Source organism: Anaeromusa acidaminophila DSM 3853, from assembly GCF_000374545.1.
In the GTDB taxonomy this organism is placed as follows: domain Bacteria; phylum Bacillota; class Negativicutes; order Anaeromusales; family Anaeromusaceae; genus Anaeromusa; species Anaeromusa acidaminophila.
In genome coordinates this window covers 73,623-90,531 of record NZ_KB894585.1, presented here as the reverse complement: position 1 = coordinate 90,531, position 16,909 = coordinate 73,623, and the positions used below count along the sequence as shown (strand labels likewise).

Annotated in this window: 20 protein-coding genes; 1 reads left to right on the top strand and 19 read right to left on the bottom strand. The window is 46.1% G+C overall.

The annotated features are described in order from the left end of the window. Positions 1 to 12 precede the first annotated feature (12 nt). The 17 genes from C508_RS0104005 to C508_RS0103920 form a co-directional block, all read right to left on the bottom strand. A complete protein-coding gene (locus C508_RS0104005) occupies positions 13 to 1,161 on the bottom strand; it encodes an N-acetyl sugar amidotransferase (RefSeq protein ID WP_018702258.1) in 1,149 nt (382 codons plus the stop codon). A 21-nt stretch (positions 1,162 to 1,182) separates the two neighbouring features. Continuing rightward, positions 1,183 to 1,803 carry a pseudaminic acid biosynthesis-associated methylase gene (locus C508_RS0104000; protein WP_026319344.1) on the bottom strand — a complete coding sequence of 207 codons (621 nt, stop codon included), beginning with the start codon at positions 1,801 to 1,803 and terminating at the stop codon, positions 1,183 to 1,185. 24 nt (positions 1,804 to 1,827) lie between these two features. After that, entirely contained in the window at positions 1,828 to 2,559 is a 732-nt protein-coding gene (locus C508_RS0103995) for a cytidylyltransferase domain-containing protein (protein ID WP_018702256.1), read from the bottom strand. Continuing rightward, positions 2,556 to 3,725, bottom strand: a complete 1,170-nt coding sequence (pseC, locus tag C508_RS0103990) for a UDP-4-amino-4,6-dideoxy-N-acetyl-beta-L-altrosamine transaminase (protein ID WP_018702255.1) — start codon at positions 3,723 to 3,725, stop codon at positions 2,556 to 2,558. The genes C508_RS0103995 and pseC overlap by 4 nt, the downstream gene beginning before the upstream one ends. Continuing rightward, entirely contained in the window at positions 3,726 to 4,709 is a 984-nt protein-coding gene (gene pseB / locus C508_RS0103985; protein ID WP_018702254.1) for a UDP-N-acetylglucosamine 4,6-dehydratase (inverting), read from the bottom strand. It abuts the gene before it with no gap. A gap of 38 nt (positions 4,710 to 4,747) precedes the next feature. After that, entirely contained in the window at positions 4,748 to 6,610 is a 1,863-nt protein-coding gene (locus C508_RS0103980; RefSeq protein WP_018702253.1) for a motility associated factor glycosyltransferase family protein, read from the bottom strand. Continuing rightward, complete coding sequence (locus C508_RS0103975) at positions 6,607 to 6,870, bottom strand: DUF8042 domain-containing protein (RefSeq protein ID WP_018702252.1); 264 nt, start codon at positions 6,868 to 6,870, stop codon at positions 6,607 to 6,609. Before C508_RS0103975 ends, C508_RS0103980 begins: the two co-directional genes overlap by 4 nt. Positions 6,871 to 6,976: 106 nt before the next feature. Beyond that, positions 6,977 to 8,206 carry a flagellin N-terminal helical domain-containing protein gene (locus tag C508_RS20790; RefSeq protein ID WP_018702251.1) on the bottom strand — a complete coding sequence of 410 codons (1,230 nt, stop codon included), beginning with the start codon at positions 8,204 to 8,206 and terminating at the stop codon, positions 6,977 to 6,979. Between the two features lie 432 nt (positions 8,207 to 8,638). Further along, positions 8,639 to 9,103: a flagellar assembly protein FliW gene (gene fliW / locus C508_RS0103960; RefSeq protein WP_018702249.1), complete on the bottom strand. Its 465-nt coding sequence runs from the start codon at positions 9,101 to 9,103 to the stop codon at positions 8,639 to 8,641. Positions 9,104 to 9,218: 115 nt separating this feature from the next. Next, the gene (gene csrA, locus C508_RS0103955; protein WP_018702248.1) at positions 9,219 to 9,443 is read right to left on the bottom strand and encodes a carbon storage regulator CsrA; all 225 of its coding nucleotides are present in this window, start codon (positions 9,441 to 9,443) and stop codon (positions 9,219 to 9,221) included. 1 nt (position 9,444) lies between these two features. Further along, positions 9,445 to 9,888, bottom strand: a complete 444-nt coding sequence (gene fliW / locus C508_RS0103950; protein WP_018702247.1) for a flagellar assembly protein FliW — start codon at positions 9,886 to 9,888, stop codon at positions 9,445 to 9,447. Positions 9,889 to 9,924: 36 nt separating this feature from the next. Continuing rightward, positions 9,925 to 10,194, bottom strand: coding sequence for a type II toxin-antitoxin system RelE family toxin (locus C508_RS19780; protein ID WP_071595762.1), 270 nt, complete (start codon positions 10,192 to 10,194; stop codon positions 9,925 to 9,927). Further along, positions 10,178 to 10,396, bottom strand: a complete 219-nt coding sequence (relB, locus tag C508_RS0103940) for a type II toxin-antitoxin system RelB family antitoxin (RefSeq protein ID WP_018702246.1) — start codon at positions 10,394 to 10,396, stop codon at positions 10,178 to 10,180. The genes C508_RS19780 and relB overlap by 17 nt, the downstream gene beginning before the upstream one ends. Before the next feature lie 176 nt (positions 10,397 to 10,572). Further along, positions 10,573 to 10,866 (bottom strand): GIY-YIG nuclease family protein, encoded by a 294-nt coding sequence (locus tag C508_RS0103935; protein WP_018702245.1) that lies wholly within the window; start codon positions 10,864 to 10,866, stop codon positions 10,573 to 10,575. 221 nt (positions 10,867 to 11,087) lie between these two features. After that, a complete protein-coding gene (locus C508_RS0103930; protein WP_018702244.1) occupies positions 11,088 to 11,576 on the bottom strand; it encodes a flagellar protein FlgN in 489 nt (162 codons plus the stop codon). A 16-nt stretch (positions 11,577 to 11,592) separates the two neighbouring features. After that, a complete protein-coding gene (gene flgM / locus C508_RS0103925; protein ID WP_018702243.1) occupies positions 11,593 to 11,877 on the bottom strand; it encodes a flagellar biosynthesis anti-sigma factor FlgM in 285 nt (94 codons plus the stop codon). Between the two features lie 101 nt (positions 11,878 to 11,978). Next, positions 11,979 to 12,326, bottom strand: coding sequence for a flagellar protein (locus C508_RS0103920; RefSeq protein ID WP_155836636.1), 348 nt, complete (start codon positions 12,324 to 12,326; stop codon positions 11,979 to 11,981). A 318-nt stretch (positions 12,327 to 12,644) separates the two neighbouring features. Between C508_RS0103920 and C508_RS0103915 the strand changes: the two genes are divergently transcribed. Further along, positions 12,645 to 13,289 carry an HD-GYP domain-containing protein gene (locus C508_RS0103915; RefSeq protein WP_018702241.1) on the top strand — a complete coding sequence of 215 codons (645 nt, stop codon included), beginning with the start codon at positions 12,645 to 12,647 and terminating at the stop codon, positions 13,287 to 13,289. Between the two features lie 444 nt (positions 13,290 to 13,733). On the opposite strand, the gene ltrA is transcribed toward C508_RS0103915, so the two are convergent. Together ltrA and eno are read right to left on the bottom strand one after the other, a co-directional pair. Beyond that, complete coding sequence (gene ltrA / locus C508_RS0103910; protein ID WP_215731951.1) at positions 13,734 to 15,134, bottom strand: group II intron reverse transcriptase/maturase; 1,401 nt, start codon at positions 15,132 to 15,134, stop codon at positions 13,734 to 13,736. A gap of 482 nt (positions 15,135 to 15,616) precedes the next feature. Continuing rightward, positions 15,617 to 16,900 carry a phosphopyruvate hydratase gene (eno, locus tag C508_RS0103905; protein WP_018702239.1) on the bottom strand — a complete coding sequence of 428 codons (1,284 nt, stop codon included), beginning with the start codon at positions 16,898 to 16,900 and terminating at the stop codon, positions 15,617 to 15,619. Positions 16,901 to 16,909 lie beyond the last annotated feature (9 nt).

Genomic DNA, 16,909 nt, shown 5'->3' with positions numbered 1-16,909 from the left:
AAGTCGGCCTCCTCATGCCTCTGGGTACTGTTTCTTTTGCAAATTTCCCTGGCGATCTTTTACTAAAGCGCCTTTTGCATCTGTTACAAAAATCTTTTTATTAGTAAAACGATCACATACTTTTATAAATTCATCCACACTCATGTTAAGGGGAGCTAAAATCTCTTCAATAGGCTTCCCTAAATAGGTCCAAGGGAATTTGCCGTCATGCATTCTCACCATTTCTACCGCATCCTGCCTAGTAATTCGTCCACGTCGCACATGCAAACAAGCTAAGTCAGTAGCGCGCCCAAAGCCAAATTTAAGATATTTGAAATAGTCGTGAATCCCGGTTTGGTAATTATCTAAATTTTCATAACTCACAAGAGACCCTTCTACCGTATTGGTCAAAGTGGTAAACCCATGAGCCTGGGCAATCAGGGCATTCGCATATCCATCCCAAGGCAAATAATATCCCAGAAAGATACCTGTAACGCCCACGCGTTGAAGCTCTTCATCACTAGGATATGAATAAGGAATTAAATGCCGCGCTTCAATCCCTTCCATGCCAATCAAATCCGTTACCCGAAGACCTAATAAACCACCAAATTCTTCCAGCCACCGCCGCGTCAGTACATTATTTTCCGCAGCAGTCGCTGGACCGCCATACTCATTTTGCGAATTTTCTCCCCACACAATCAATGGAACATTGTATTGCACCGCCGCCCGAACTGGAATCGTAAAAATACCACAATGTTCTGGCCAAGATATATCTCCTACTTGTTTCAAACCAATGCGGTTAAGTTTCCTTCGCACAAGTGGATTAGGACTAAACTCTACATAATCCACACCTAATTGTTTAATGTTCTCAATATTTTTGCGGCCCACTTCCGATAAATGGCAGGTAGTGGCAGTCACGCACAGCGGATTCATGCCTAACTGAAGCATACGTACCACTTGATACGTACTGTCCTTACCACCGCTCACCGGTACAATGCAATCCCAAGAGCTTCCATCTTTAGAACGGTATTTTTCTACAACTTTCTCTAACTCTATCTTCCTTGCATCCCAGTCCACTTCTACGCGTTTTTCATAGCTGCGGCAGGCATTGCATATTCCTTCATCATCTAATACCAAATCCGGTTTTGTATCCGGCATAACACAACGCTTACAATATTGCATAAAACACGTCCCCCCATACCATCATTTTTTCAACAAAAACCAGGTAATATCATCTTGAGGAAACATGGGATCCTTATGCCAGCAGAAGCCGTAATCTACAACCTGCAAATCTGGATATTGAGCTATAAGCTCTCCTGCAAAATCACGTTTAAACAATTTCCCATCGTGACCGCGATAAGATATTTCTACCGGCGAGGGATTATAATATTCCGCTACAAGAATATATTTTTTACTGCATTGGTATAATGTTTTATACACTTCCGGCAGCATTTCCGGTGCCAAGTGAATTAATACGCCTTTGGTAAATGTCAAATCCCACTGCCGATCTTGTACGGCAAAATCAAATATAGATTGATGATATACTTCCACTTGCTCTTGCTTTTTAAGTTCTTCCACGGCTGTTTGATTAATTTCTACCGCAGTCAATTGGCACCCCGGAATCAATTGGCGTAACGCCTTTAAGTTCATGCCAATATTAGCCCCAAGCTCCAGCACACTACTGGTTTCTGTTGTCCGACTTAAAATCCGGCTGAAAAAAGCTAAGTTCGCCGCTGCCAATTGCGCGCTTTTATTCCGTTCCACATAGGCATCCCCAAACTCGCCAGCCCAAAAAGACTCTTGTTCGGTTTTATATGCACTCATTACCATTACACTCTCTTTCTTCCGCTATTCTTCCAACTTCTTCTGCTCAATTTCCGCGTTGAGCCGCTTCCAGTCCGGATGCCGTTCCAGCACGCGCAGCACGTCACGCCAAGAAAAACACGGTTGGACTGGATACAATTCTTCCAGCAAAAGTCTCACTAATTCATAATCTTCTTGTGTGTCCACAGTCCAACGATACTCCGAATAGTCCCCAGCCGCTTTTAATTCTTTTTTTATAAAATTGGGCTGCTGATACAAATACGGTGTTACATGTTCCCGCTCATAGGCTTTATTTGCATTCTTCCAGGCTATTTCTAAAGTCTTAAAAGAAAAGCACTCTACATCCAGCCCTCGTGGATAGGTACGGCTCAACGTATTAGATACATAATCTACGCTCGGGCTTTTAAAGTATACTTGAATCACTTCATCAATAATAGCAGGCTCAATCAGAGGGCAATCCGAAGTCACCCTAACTACCACATCCGCCTCCGCCATTACAGCCGCTTGATAATACCGATCCAACACGTCCTGCTCGTCGCCTCGAAAACAACGAATCTCTTCTTTAGCGGCAAACGCGGCGAGTACGTCATCTGTTTGATTGGTTGTTGTTGCCAAAACAATCTCATCCGCCAATTGAACTCGGCGCAATCGTTCCAGTTGATAGGCCAGCAAGGGTTTCCCCAATACTTCTTTAAGCACCTTACCCGGCAATCGCGTTGAGGTCATACGCGCCTGTACAATAATGACCGTTTTCATCGAGCCACCGCCTCTTTAACTGCACTAATTACTTGTTGCTGCTGCTCTTGGCTTAGCTCCGCATACATAGGCAGACTGATCGCCTTGCAATAATACTCTTCTGACACCGGGAAGTCTCCGGGTTTAAAACCAAAATGCTGCTGATAATACGGCTGCGTATGGACCGGGATATAATGAACGTTTACGCCAATTCCTTTAGAGCGCAGAAAATCAAACACTTCTTTGCGATTCTTATCGGCCTTGCTTTCATCAATTTGAATCACATACAAATGCCAAGCTGACTGCACATTTTCCTGCTGTTTTGGCAATAGTACCGGAAGCCCTTGAAGTTCTCGATCGTAGATGGCCGCAATTTCGCGGCGGCGCGCTAAAAAATTATCGATTCGTTTCATTTGGCTAGTCCCCAAGGCACATTGCAAATCGGTAATACGGTAGTTGTACCCTAAATCAATTTGCTGGTAATACCAATCGCCATGAGAAGCTTCCGTCATTTTAGCAGAATCCCTTGTTATGCCGTGACTGCGGTACATGCGCAGCCGTTCCGCCAACTCCGGGGCCTGTGTCGTTACCATCCCGCCTTCGGCGGTAGTGACAATTTTCACCGGATGAAAGCTAAAGACCGTCATATCGCTGTACTGACAATCGCCAATTCGGCTATCCTCGTAGGAAGAGCCAATAGCGTGCGACGCGTCCTCAATAACCGCAAAACCGTACTCTTTCGCCAATGCCGCAATTTTACGCATCTCGCAAGGCTGCCCGGAAAAATGCACAGGAACCAACACTTTCGGCAGCCGTCCTTGTTTCTTTGCTGCCTCCAGCTTCTGCCGCAAGGCTGTTACACTCATATTATAGGTTTGCGGATCAATATCAACAAAGTCAACATCAGCCCCACAATACAAAGCACAATTCGCCGAGGCCACAAAAGTATTGGGCGTCGTCCAAAGCACCTCACCTTTTTGCAGCCCCAAGGCCATACAAGCAATATGCAAGGCCGAAGTGGCACTGTTGACCGCCACCGCATGACATACGCCGCAATAAGCGGACACTGCCGCTTCAAAGGCATCCACCGCGGGTCCGGTCGTCAGCCAATCCGACTGCAACACTTCCACCACAGCTGCAATATCTTCTTGCGAAATACTCTGTCTGCCATAGGGAATCGACTTCATTCAAATCAACTCCTTAATTTCCTCTACTGTCAAGAAATGAGGATTTGTTCCTGAGTTGTATTCAAAGCCTTGCAAAACTGGCTTGCCTTTTTCTTCAAGCTTGTTAATCGAATAATCAACAGGTGTTTGAAAGGTGATCGTAGGACGAATCACATAGTGATCAGCAAACTCCATTACCAAATGCGAGTCATCCGCCGGGCACATCGTTTCATGCAGCTTCTCTCCCGGCCGAATTCCAATAATACGCTGCGTCATTCCGGGAGCTAGCGCTTCCGCTAAGTCCGTAATGCGGCTAGAGGGAATTTTAGGCACAAACACTTCCCCGCCTTGCATGCGTTGAAACGCCTTTAATACAAACTCTACACCTTGGGGCAGGGTAATCCAAAAACGAGTCATCTGGGCATCTGTAATGGGCAGCGATTCTGCTCCGTCTTGCACTAGCTTTTGGAAAAAAGGCACTACCGACCCCCTCGAACCCACTACATTCCCGTAACGCACTACACTGAAACGGGTGCAATGATCCCCTACGATATTATTGGCTGCTACAAACAGCTTATCTGAAACCAACTTAGTAGCCCCGTACAAGTTAACCGGATTAGCCGCCTTATCAGTAGATAAAGCAACCACTTTCTTTACCTCATTTTCAATGGCAGCATCTATGACATTTTTTGCGCCGTCCACATTCGTCTTGACGCATTCCATCGGATTGTATTCCGCAGCTGGCACCTGTTTTAAAGCTGCCGCGTGCACCACATAATCCACGCCGCGCATGGCTTGCTTTAAGCGCGAACCATCACGCACATCACCAATAAAATAACGCATGCATTCCTGATTAAATACCTGCTGCATCTCAAACTGCTTCAGTTCATCCCGCGAATAAACAATCACCTTTTGCGGGTTATATTGTTCTAAAATAGTCTTGATAAACTGCTTACCAAAGGACCCCGTGCCGCCAGTAATCAAAATCGCTTTATTATTAAACATCTTCTCTCCTCGCTCTATATCAACTTCATTCTCAGCCACTAGGCCCTTGTTCCGTCCTGAACCACCACTTTAAATTCCTCACCGTTAATATACCAACCTATTACCTGTAAAAAGCGTTTTACATACTCTTCTTTTTCGCAAAGTTCCAAGAAAAATACATTAACCGACGGTATCACACTTTTCAGTTCTTCATTTCCCTTTAAATATCCAGCCCTGCGCATACCAAAACTTTCTTCAAAAACAGGATCTACAATTGCGGCCATTTCATTACTCTGAAGCACACGGATTCTTCGTAAAATATGTTTACTTTCTTTTTCTGAGGGTTCATGCTTCTTCTTTAAAAGCCTTTGCGCCAAACGCTTGCTTTTCTCAACCTCTTGTAAATATGATTCCATTTTCTCTTTAAAAAGAACCGCTGCTTTTCTCAACAATTCCTTTTTCATGTCACTACTTTTTTTGCAACACAATTCTAATATTCGTGTTTTGATGATAGTTCTACAGTCATTTGGCATTTCTGCCCATTCACCTAATAATTCCGTCAAGTTTCGATTTGGCGCTCCTTTTATTGCCACTCCTCCTTCGGTTGCATTAATAAAACGCAGTTGAGGGTTTCCTTTAATAGTAGCCTCAAATATTTCCCTCATTCCTTCAAATGGAGCACTTACATATACATCATTTCCATGAATGTCTTTACGAAGCAAATGCTTATGTATATACTTTTCTTCCACATCACTATCCCACGCCCCCTTTGCATGAAGACGCTCCTCTGTATAGGCCAAGTCCTGCCCCACAAAAACGATAGGATCACAACGCCAAAATGCCAATAGTCCCGCAGCTACATTAGCAACTGAAAAGCCGGAAGAAATGTTTTTCTTATCAACGCCCGCAAGCTTGTATAGATAATCTACGATCACTGAATTTCCTGATAAATTCAACTGTACCTTAGGTGCTTCATACGTCGGAAGAATTTTATAGTATAGATGCTCTGAAAAAAGCAATGGAATTTCCGTTTTATCTATCAAGTTGAACAAGTCTTCATTTTCAAAATCCGGATCAACAGCCATCCGAAAATGCGGTTTAATTCCTTTGGCCTCTAGAATTGACATAGCACTACCCACAGCTATAATTAGTGCTTTCTTACTTGCTTCCTCTAATAAATGAATATTCTTATCTAACGAAGGGCCTGCAGCAACAATAATTGCTGGTTTTCCATGAAAGCAGTCGGAAAAATCCTCCATAGTAGCATCACCATATTGTAAATTATGCCACGTATTTAATAACCAAAGATTTCGAAACACGTTCAATGTAGCCCTATTAACACGCGAAAAACGCAATGCTTCTAAAATTGCTCCCCGAAGCGCCGCAGCATACTTCGAGAAATGCCATTGATAATTCACCGCGCCAACAGTAGCAATCGCTTTTTCTTCCACTGCTCCTGTCGCCAAAGCTTTATTTATATAGTAGTTAAGGTTCTCTTCCTTTTCTCCTACAATTAGGGATACTTTGGGGAAAACACTAAATGCCTCTACTAATGACCACCGCTGCAAGAAAGCTCGAAATAAGCTTACATGCGGCTCCACGAAAATCAAATGTTTAATGTTTGGATACTTTTTTACTAAAAGGTGCAAGTAATCCATCGATACGCAACCATATACTATAATCGTTCTGTATTCCGTCTGTAACTCCTGGTTCATAGTTTGATATTCTCGTTCTCGATCATACAAACTATGCAACATGAATGAGAAAGATTTTCCTTGACAAACCTGAACGTTCCAACCTAATTCTGTTTCTTTCGTAAATACTTGAAGCTCTTCTGATGGGTTATCTAACTTTAGTGCAATTCCTGGTAAATTTTCCTTTAACCAAGCCTGATTGATTTCCCATGTGCTTTTCGCTTTCATACATTTTCCCGCCTTTTCTCCGCGAGCAATGGCTTCAATTTGAATTCTAATACATCTGCCAATAATAAATAGTCTTTCGTTTGGTATGCTTTAAGTAGTTCTTGCAAAACCCTTTGCACAGAAACTTCGTTCTCCAAAACAAGGGAATGCTTGGATAATAAGTCCAACATGGCAATTACTTTTGTTTCCAGTATGCTTGCTTCAAATTTAAAAATTGCATTTTGCAATTCATCAATTGCCTCTAAAAAACCAGTTGCCATTTCTTACTCCTCCAACCATTCGTTAGCTTTCATTATTTTTTATCCAACAAAAGGCCAGAGACAATGTCTCTGGCCTTTTAAGTCTCTTGGCAAACCCTCTTCTGAATTACTGCAGAAGTTTGAGAACGTTCTGCGGCTGTTGGTTGGCCTGAGCCAACATCGAAGTAGCAGCCTGTTGCAGAATGCTGGTCTTCTGGTAGTTCATCATTTCTTTCGCCATGTCGACGTCGCGAATACGAGATTCAGCCGAGCTGATGTTCTCCGAAGCGCTGGTCAAGTTGTTAATGGTGTGCTCCAAACGGTTCTGGATGGCACCCAAGGAGCTGCGTTGCGAGGAAACCTTGGTAATTGCATTGTTGACCGTCTCAATAGCGGTCTGTGCACCAAACTTGGTGGAGATATCGATATCATCCACACCAATTGCAGCTGCACGCATATCTTTCATGGAAATGAAAGCTGTCTGGCCTGCATTGGCACCAATCTGAGTCATAATGGAGTTAGCAACATCGCTGGTTGCAGCTTCATACTTTTTGAATACAAAAGTAATTGACTCGCCAACCTTAACGCTATCATCAAGAGTGGATCCAGTAGCAAGAGCAAGCGTTGCTGCACCCCCAACTGCCGCAGAAGTAAAGTCAATCGATCCATCTGCAATGTTAATCCCTAGGCTTGCTGCTGCACTAGCAACAGTATACTTTGTCCCATCAGGTCCAATAAGAGCGAAGTCAGTCGCATTATAAGCACTAGTCGATGCATCATCAGCTACCCGAATCAACATATATGCGCCATCCAAAGCGCCTGCGGACGTTGCATCTTTCAATGCACTTGCCAAGGCCGTCTGACCGGTAGCAGCAAAGGTTACCGCCGAGTTATTATTCAGCCGGTAATTGCCAGCTTCCGCATCAGTTACGCCCTTCGCCGAACCATCCAACAATTTCTTAGTGTTGAATTCGGTGGTGTTGCCGATACGATCTAATTCGCTAATCAATTGGTTAACTTCGGCCTGCAGTTCTTTGCGGTCATCATCAGTGTTGGTATCATTAGAAGCCTGCACTGCGAGTTCGCGCATACGTTGCAGAATGCTGTGGGACTCGGTCAAAGCACCTTCAGCCGTCTGAATCAAGGAAATGCTGTCCTGTGCATTGGAAGTAGCGCGATCCAAGCCGCGGATCTGGCCGCGCATTTTTTCGGAAATCGCCAAACCGGCAGCATCGTCGCCAGCGCGGTTGATGCGCAGGCCGGAAGACAGTTTTTCCAAAGACTTGGAAGCAGAAGCATTGTTGGAAGACAGTTTGTTGTAGGTGTTCATCGCCATGAGATTGTGATTGATAATCATTTTGTTTTTCCTCCTTGAATTTTCAATTAGGGCATCCTTGCCCTTTATTGTGGGCAGAAGCTTTCACCGTCGGCCGCCGGCTGAGCTCCGTGTTCCCGGTTTCAATAGGTATATCGCAAGGATGCAAAATGGACTTAAGAGTTTTTTTGCGAAAAAAGCAAAAAAATTTAAACAGGGATTGAACAGGAGAACCGGAGTCACGAGAGGGCTCGAAGGAGGGTTACGGTTTTTTAACAAGAGTAGAGTGAGTAGAGGGAGAGTACGACAGATTTTAACAATTGACAAAAGTGGAGTCTTTTAGATCCTGGGAGATTGCCGCGCTACGCTCGCAATGACACTAACCGCTGCAACCATTCCTCTGCATCTGCTTAAAACAATTTCCCTCCTGCACACCCTCAGATTCTCCCGTGACTCTTGTTCAATCCCTCGCTCTTATTCTTTCGTTTGCTGCTGGGGCAGGCCCAACGGGAAGAGGCGATGCTTAGTGCTATAGGGGCTGCGATTCAAAATAATTTGCATGCCCTTCTGCTCTTTCCAATTAACCACGATCGGAGCCACAAGGTTGACGGTCATTTGCTCTATTTTTTCCGGCACTGCTACCACGCCATAAACAGCTGCGGTTTCTTCGGAGTCGCTTAAGCCTAGCAGCGCTGCGTCCTCGTCATTCAAATCCAGCGAGTAGTGTTTGAAGAACAAAAACGGATCTGCCAAAAGCAAGGTCAAATCCGGGTCTTGCACTGATTGCATATACGCGAAAGGACTATTATCTTCGTCCACCGTATAAGGGAGAAATGCAAATTGCTTTTGATCCTCAAAACCAGGAAGCCCTTCCGGGAACTGAACCACCAATTCTTCTGACACCTCGAATTCGCCAAAACGAGTCGACTTGATTTGCATGTACTTCACCCCTTTCCAAAATTACCATTTTCTTACTTCGACAAACAAAAAGAAAAACCTCTTGTAGTTAGAGATTTTTCTAATTTTTCACACAATGTGTTGTGCTTGCCATTTTCTATTTTCCCTTGGGCAGTTGACTCAAATCGATCTCCCCTGCAGGCAAGGGAGCTTGTTTATTTTCCGCGACAATGGCGTCGTAGATTTCACCGCGATAAATGCGAATGTCCTTAGGCGCATCTATCGCCAAACGCACGCTGTCACCTTTGACATCGGCCACGGTCACCACAATATCGTTGTCAATAATGATGCGACTGCCCACTTTACGAGTCAAAACAAGCATGTCATTGGCCTCCTTCTTGGGCCAGATAAAGACGCTGCCGCAAAGAATAAGAGGTATCAGTCAGCACGACTTGGCGACCCAAGCGCGTAAAACGGTTAATAACAATAGGCGCACTCAGATTGGCTGTCATATCCTGCATTTTTCCCTGGGGCACGTTCACGATGCACAGGGCAATGGGCGGCTGTTCGGCGGACAGCCCCAGTTGAGACACCAGCTTATCGTCGATCTCAAAATGATATTCTGCGAAAAAAGCAAAGGGGTCCACCAGTAAAAAAGTGAGGTTTGGATCCTGCGTGGATTGCAGGAAGAAAAACGGACTGTCCTCTCCTTGCGGCAACAGGGAAAAATGGTATTCCTCCGGAAAGCCCGGCAGGCCTTGGGAAAAATGAATCACATCATTTTCAGCTACATCCAGTTCTCCGAAACGGGTTGATTGAATTTTCATAAAAATCCCCCTTATACTATTTCATCGCACATACTCTCACCGAAAATAGACTTCACGCCTGTGCGCAATAGCCAACACCAATACAACTACTCGTTGTTCCTGAATTTCGCAAACCACTCGATAGTCTCCTACACGATATCTCCAGAGTCCACCTAAGTTTTCTTTAAGTGGTTCGCCAAAATGTTTTGGGTTTTTACACCCATCAATTCGATCCCATAAATAATGAAGAATACGTTCCCTTATTGGCTTATCTATTTTTGCTAATTGTTTTTGCGCCGATTCTGCAACTTCAACCGTCCATGCCATAGTCACGCATCACTTCCCGTAATGACTTCGTTCGGCTCGGATCATATTGACGAATTGCTTCTTCCGCTAAAAGCAGATCCTCACAGTCTTCCATATAACGTATAATCGCTTCACGAACAATCAAACTCTTGCTCCGTCCCTGGAGTTTCGCCAGTGCTGCCAACCGTCCTTGTATTTCTTCATCCAATCGTACTGCCAACACAAAACCACCTCCTTGTATAACAAAGTATAACAAAGCAACTGAATTTTTACAAGAGAGATTGCCGCGCTGCGCTCGCAATGACGCCAAAGAAGGCTCGTTGACACAAGTACGCTACTGCCACAAAGTCGGCTTACTGTCGTTGCGAGGACCGTAGGGACGAAGCAATCTCCTCGGTCTTAACCGACAACTTCAGTATAGAGGTCTTGCCAAGATGGATTTTTCTCATTGATCAGTGCTTCTTTTTTAAGCCGACTGCCTGCTTTAAGTTGTTTTTCTCGAATAATTTCTTCACGAATACTTTCATAGCACTCATAATAAACTAGGATTACCACATTATACTGATCGGTAAAGCCATCCATTAAATGCGTTCGATGCTGATAAATCCACCGCTGCAAATTGCTGGTAACACCTATATACAAAACTGAACGTGTGCAATTGGTTAGGATATAAACATATCCTTTTCGTTCCATATACAACACTTCCTGGGTATTTATAATCGCAGGGAGATTGCCGCGCTGCGCTCGCAATGACGCCAAAGAAGGCTCGTTGAAACAAGTACGCTACTGCCACAAAGTCAACTTACTGTCGTTGCGAGGACCGCAGGAACGAAGCAATCTCCTCAAAACAAACCCCCGGCATTAGCGCCGAGGGCCAGTTTAATATTTATTTTAGCGCTCTACAAACAATAAAACTACCCTCTACCTTCAAATTTGCGCGCCTTGGTTTTCTGGCCTTCCGGTGCATAGTTAATTTCCGTAGTCACTTGACTAAGCAGATTAATTTGGTACTGCACGAATTGAGAGGCTTGTTCCAAAAAACGACCATTCATCGCATTGAGTTCCTGCAGCGCTTTAAGAATTGGTGAAACTTGACGCGCCCACTCTTTGATGCGGTCTTGAATAAAATAAGCCGGCGCTAACAAAACAAGTTGGAACAAAGGCAAGAATATATCCCCTCTTCCATGTTGCTTGGCTAACGCCCGGCTGGTTCTTTGCTTTTTTTGCTCTAACATCCCGGCCTGCAAAAGCAATTCCTCTTCGCGCTTCACAAGGACTTCCAGCTCTGCCGGCTCCGGTTTAGAAAGCAAGAGCTGTTTTTTTTCCTCGCCGCACTCCAGCAAGGCTTGGTATATCAGCAACAGTTCATCTAAAATTCGCTGTAATTCGTCCCAAAGCTCCATAGGCGTATCCTACCTCTCAGTCGGCTCCCGCCAGCAGATTCTTCGCCACCGCCGCCGAGTCTACGCGGTACTCGCCGTTTTCCACTTGCGCTGAGATACGTTGTACTACATCTGTGCGTACCTCGGGCGTTTGCTGAAGTTTAGCTAATAAGCCAGCAAATTCCTGAGCCTTCGGCGACAAAACAACCGAATCAGACGCTTTAGCCGCAGAAGTGGCTGTCGTCTTCAACATTCGGTTAACCTTTGTCTGTTCACCATATAACTTTAGGATGCCGTGAAATTGGCTTCCAGATACATTCATAATCAACACTCCTCTTTCCCCAATAGCAAGCCTGCCATGCCTTGCTCATTTATTCTATCGAAAAAAAAACCAGGGACATTAATCCCTGGTTTAAAAAAAACTTAATTTTTTCGGTCACTGGTGTACATGCGACGTTTTTCCCGGATCGACTCTTCTAAAGACTTTCCTTGCGTTGCCGTCTCGCCTTCCAAACTTCTCAAGCACGGCCCGCAAACACGGCCTTCTGTAATCGTCGTCCCACACATTTCACAAGCATATTCTACCGTAAAGTCTCCAAACAGACGACCTTGTTTTAACATGCGATTGATCGTTTTCTCTCGCACGCCTGTAGCTTGTTGAATCTGGTGCACTCCTGCCCGATTTACTTTTCGCAGGTATTCGGCAATCTTTTTTTCTTCTTCATCTACTCGATCCAAGCAATCTCGGCAAAGCTTCTGCGGATTTTCCATATACAACTTTCCACATTCTGAGCAATTTCCTAAGCCCATACAGATCCCCTCTCTATCTGCGTTATATGTTATAATAGATAAGCCCACTGTAGTTCTAGTGTATCATGAAATAATCCGCCTGGCAAAAACCTCATAGTTTTTTTTGAAAAATAGGACATTTGATTTATTTTCCCGAAAGTGGTATATTTTTTATCTGTGCCGGCAGGATTCTGCCATTAAACAGCCAAATTTCCATAGAGTGGGATTTCTTTTTTTAAGGATGTTTCCCTGTGATGCCTTTATATTTGGCTGACACCAAGCACGCTAGAAAGGTTGCTTATGGACAGTATGCTTACATTATTGCATGATCCCGGCATGTACCCCGGTGATCCAGAGACAAACCGGCAGACCTTGGATTTCTTCCTGCGTCTCATTGAAATGAAAAACAGCAAATTATACCAGCACTGTTGCCAAGTGGCTAATTACGCCATGAGCATTGCCGCCAAGCTAGGGTTGCCCCGTGAAGAATTGGAGCGCATCCGTGTAGCTGCTTTGTTGCATGACATTGGCCAACTCACTGTACCGAACGCTATTATCACAAAAATGCCCTATGTGACGCCACGGGAGGCTACCACCTACAAAAGCCACTGCAATGCTGGCAGTTATATGCTGGAAAATATACCTTGTTTCCAAGAAATTATTCCCTACATACGGTACCATCATGAACGCTGGGACGGCAAAGGCTACCCCAAACGCCTCAAAGGGGTCAACATCCCCTTAGGCGCGCGCATTCTGGCCGTAGCGAACCATTATGATCGTTTCATCAATCCTTGCACGCAGAACTGGGTTAAAACCAAGTCTGAGGCGGTGCAGGAGCTTTTAAGTTTGTCCGGCATGGCCTTTGACCCCGAAGTCGTGAAGGCCTTCGTTCACGCCCTGGGACGCGACGCAGAGCAAGCGGCGACGGTGTACCGAAGGATCTAATATTTTATTAATAGGAGTAGAGGGAGTAAAGGGAGGGCACGAAAGAACCCTTTTCGAATCCCTCCGCCGCTGTGGCGGCACCTCCCTTTAGCAAGGGAGGCAGGAGTTAGCGCTTTTTTTATCAATACGCTTAGTGAATCCCCTGACGGCCTTGCGCCTTAGGGGATTTTTATTTTGGAGAAAGATATGATTTCACACAGAGAAAGGCCAAAGAAATGCCTGAGAAAATCCAGAGAATAGAAACGGTTTAAGAGTGTAAACGTAACCCTCTGCGTACCCTCCGATCGCTCCGGTTCTCTTGTTCAATCCATTTCTCCATCGACCCTCCCTCTACTCCCTTTACTCTTGTTCAAAAATCGTTCCCTCCGATCGAGTAGGAGGCTACCCATTAGTTGGGTAGCCGACCTCTCACACCACCGTACATACCGTTCGGTATACGGCGGTTCAACCGCATAAGTGCATTAAGCGTAATTGCTCGTACTGAGCCGGAAAGTCATAATAACCGGCCTGTACGAGCTTTTTGTTTGTTATGGAACGGGAAAGCACTGCGCTACCGGCTATACGCCAGTACCCAAGCCTGGTGTTCCCCCATTGGCAAGCCAACCCGTCGGGAATCCCGAGTTTCTTCAGATTCTTCACTCTCGTTCTCGGCTTCTTCCATTGTTTCCAGATGTACATCCGAAACCTTCGGCGTAGCCATTCATTCCATGACAATAGTATCCGTTTGATGTCGGCCACATAATAATAACCGAGCCAGCCCCGGATGAAGCTCTTCACGCATTCCATGACCCTACGCACATCCCTGCCCTGACTTCGGCGGGTCAGCTCCTTCAGTTTCCGTTTTGCTTTTGCGTGGGAATCCCGGTGGGCTCGTATGTAAATGCCATTTCCGTTCTTTCCAAGACAGAAGCCGAGGAATTTGAAGTGCTTTATTGCCAGTACACTGACCACTTTGCTCTTTTGGAGGTTTATTCTAAGTTTTAGCCTGCCCTCCAAATACCTGCGACTGCTTCCCAACAGACGTTCTGCGGCTCGCTTGCTTTTTGCTAACACCACAATATCATCCGCATAACGTATCACTTGCACGCCTCGCCTTTCCATCTCCTGATCGAATTCATTCAGATAGATGTTGGCCAATAGGGGCGACAGTGGTCCGCCCTGCGGTGATCCTTCTTCTGTTCTGCTGAACACTCCGTTGTCCATGACGCCGCCCTTAAGATATTTCTTGATAAGTCTCGTCACACGGGTGTCGCTGATTTGCTTGCGCAAAAGGTCCAATAGCAGTTCGTGGTTCAGGGTGTCGAAGTATTGGGACAGGTCTATTTCTACTGCATAGCCATATCCCTGCTCTGCATGCTCCTTCACTTTCTGGATCGCCTGTCGTGCGCTTCTTTTCGGTCGATAGCCATAGCTTCCGTCCGAGAAAAGCGGTTCGAAAATTGGTTGGAGCTTCTGGGCAATGGCCTGTTGGATGATACGGTCGATGACCGTAGGTATCCCCATTTTCCGCGTCCCGCCATCAGGTTTAGGAATTTCCTTCCGTCGTACCGGCTTTGGCTTGTAACAGCCTTTTCGAATACTTTGCAGGAGTTCTTCCCGATGTTTCCTTATCCACAAAAGCGCGTCTTCAATGGTCATTCCATCGATTCCCGGTGCTCCGTGGTTACGCTCGACCTGTTTGTAGGCTTGGTTCAGGTTGTCCCGTTCCAGAATGCTTTCCAACAGGTCTCTTGCACCGCCTCTTTCTTCGCTTTCCCGAGCGCTGATGCTCCGCGCTCCTGCATACTCTTTGCGTTCCACGCCATCCCTCTGCAGGCAGCCCTTTCGGTTTTCTGCTTTCACCACATCAGCCTCCTTCCGGCTTTTACTCAAGACTTACGATTGTTCGGCCCTTCCCGAAAAGTTTTTTTTCCCTCTTCTGGTACTATGACCTCGGCTGACTTCTCACAGCGAGCTTTACTCCGTGTTTCAGATTGTCTTACTCCACGTCCGTGAGACCTCCCCGGGTAAGAACGATAACCTTCATCCCATATAACCGCCGCATCTACCGGTAAGGGTTCGGGTAGCATGGGACTTTGTTTTGAGTTGCAAACTTGTCCGCCCTCTACCGGCCTTAATATGCGGTTTCTGTTCGTCGGTCCGGGACTTTGCCTCCGACTTCCTTCAGATTCCACCTCGCGATGGACACCCTTGCCTTTGGCTAACGCTTCCTGCTACCGAGCGCGTAGTGGACTTGCACCACCAAGTTATCGCCCATGCCGGGCGCACAACATTGCAAAAGCCGCAAGGAAACGTAAGTTTCCTTGCGGCTTTTGTCATGTCTTAGCTTATTTAAGGTTGTAGAATACGCCTTTGCCATTATAGCGAGCTACGTCACACAGGCGGTCTTCAATGCGGAGCAATTGGTTGTATTTTGCCACGCGGTCCGTACGGGCCGGAGCGCCGGTTTTGATCTGGCCAGCGTTGACAGCGACAGCGATATCGGCGATGGTAGCATCTTCAGTTTCACCGCTGCGGTGAGAGATGACGCAAGTATAGCCGGCGCGTTTCGCCATTTCGATGGTGCTGAAGGTTTCCGTCAAAGTACCGATCTGGTTTACTTTGATCAAGATGGAGTTGGCAGTGCCAGTGGCAATGCCTTGACTCAGACGCTCTACGTTGGTAACGAAGAGATCATCGCCAACAAGCTGGACTTTGTCGCCCAGGCGCTCGGTGAGAAGTTTCCAGCCTTCCCAGTCATCTTCAGCCAGGCCGTCTTCCAAGGAGATGATGGGATATTTTTCAGCCAGTTTCGCATAGTACTCAACCATTTCAGCGGACGTTTTAACAACGCCTTCGCCTTCCAGGTGGTACTTGCCGTCTTTGTACAATTCAGAGGAAGCAGCATCAATAGCGATCATTACCTGCTCGCCTGCTTTATAACCAGCGCCGGCAATGGCTTCCAAAATGACTTCAATAGCTTCTTCGTTAGAAGCCAGGTTTGGCGCAAAGCCGCCTTCGTCGCCAATGGCGCTGTTCAGGCCGCGTTTTTTAAGCACGCCTTTGAGGCCATGGTAGATTTCCGCGCACATACGCAGAGCTTCAGCAAAGCTGGTTGCGCCAACAGGCATAACCATGAATTCCTGAATGTCAACGTTGTTGTCCGCATGAGCGCCGCCATTGAGGATGTTCATCATCGGCACCGGCAGTTCGCGGGCGCTGAAACCGCCCAGATATTGGTACAAAGGCATATCCAAAGCTTCGGCAGCCGCTTTGGCTACAGCCATGGAAACGCCAAGAATAGCGTTAGCGCCCAGTTTGCCTTTGTTCGGCGTGCCGTCGAGTTCGATCATGGCTTCGTCGATAGCAATCTGCTCCAATGCGTCCATGCCTACGATTTGGGGAGCAATAATGTCGTTGACGTTTTTCACAGCCGTCAGTACGCCTTTACCCAAATAGCGGCCTTTGTCCCCGTCACGCAGTTCTACGGCTTCGTACATGCCAGTGGAAGCGCCGGAAGGAACCGCAGCGCGGCCAATAACGCCGCTTTCCAGGGTTACTTCTACTTCTACCGTCGGATTGCCACGGGAATCAAGAATCTCGCGAGCGTATACGTCTAAAATGGTTGTCATGCAAATTTC

Coding starts and splice junctions, on each gene's coding strand:
- eno (WP_018702239.1), bottom strand. CDS start 16,900: ATGACAACCATTTTAGACGTATACGCTCGCGAGATTCTTGATTCCCGT.
- C508_RS0103935 (WP_018702245.1), bottom strand. CDS start 10,866: ATGGAACGAAAAGGATATGTTTATATCCTAACCAATTGCACACGTTCA.
- pseC (WP_018702255.1), bottom strand. CDS start 3,725: ATGAAGTCGATTCCCTATGGCAGACAGAGTATTTCGCAAGAAGATATT.
- C508_RS0104000 (WP_026319344.1), bottom strand. CDS start 1,803: ATGAGTGCATATAAAACCGAACAAGAGTCTTTTTGGGCTGGCGAGTTT.
- csrA (WP_018702248.1), bottom strand. CDS start 9,443: ATGCTTGTTTTGACTCGTAAAGTGGGCAGTCGCATCATTATTGACAAC.
- C508_RS0103915 (WP_018702241.1), top strand. CDS start 12,645: ATGGACAGTATGCTTACATTATTGCATGATCCCGGCATGTACCCCGGT.
- C508_RS0103920 (WP_155836636.1), bottom strand. CDS start 12,326: ATGGAAAATCCGCAGAAGCTTTGCCGAGATTGCTTGGATCGAGTAGAT.
- C508_RS19780 (WP_071595762.1), bottom strand. CDS start 10,194: ATGGCATGGACGGTTGAAGTTGCAGAATCGGCGCAAAAACAATTAGCA.
- flgM (WP_018702243.1), bottom strand. CDS start 11,877: ATGAATGTATCTGGAAGCCAATTTCACGGCATCCTAAAGTTATATGGT.
- C508_RS0103995 (WP_018702256.1), bottom strand. CDS start 2,559: ATGAAAACGGTCATTATTGTACAGGCGCGTATGACCTCAACGCGATTG.
- pseB (WP_018702254.1), bottom strand. CDS start 4,709: ATGTTTAATAATAAAGCGATTTTGATTACTGGCGGCACGGGGTCCTTT.
- C508_RS20790 (WP_018702251.1), bottom strand. CDS start 8,206: ATGATTATCAATCACAATCTCATGGCGATGAACACCTACAACAAACTG.
- C508_RS0103980 (WP_018702253.1), bottom strand. CDS start 6,610: ATGAAAGCGAAAAGCACATGGGAAATCAATCAGGCTTGGTTAAAGGAA.
- fliW (WP_018702247.1), bottom strand. CDS start 9,888: ATGAAAATTCAATCAACCCGTTTCGGAGAACTGGATGTAGCTGAAAAT.
- C508_RS0104005 (WP_018702258.1), bottom strand. CDS start 1,161: ATGCAATATTGTAAGCGTTGTGTTATGCCGGATACAAAACCGGATTTG.
- fliW (WP_018702249.1), bottom strand. CDS start 9,103: ATGCAAATCAAGTCGACTCGTTTTGGCGAATTCGAGGTGTCAGAAGAA.
- C508_RS0103930 (WP_018702244.1), bottom strand. CDS start 11,576: ATGGAGCTTTGGGACGAATTACAGCGAATTTTAGATGAACTGTTGCTG.
- C508_RS0103975 (WP_018702252.1), bottom strand. CDS start 6,870: ATGGCAACTGGTTTTTTAGAGGCAATTGATGAATTGCAAAATGCAATT.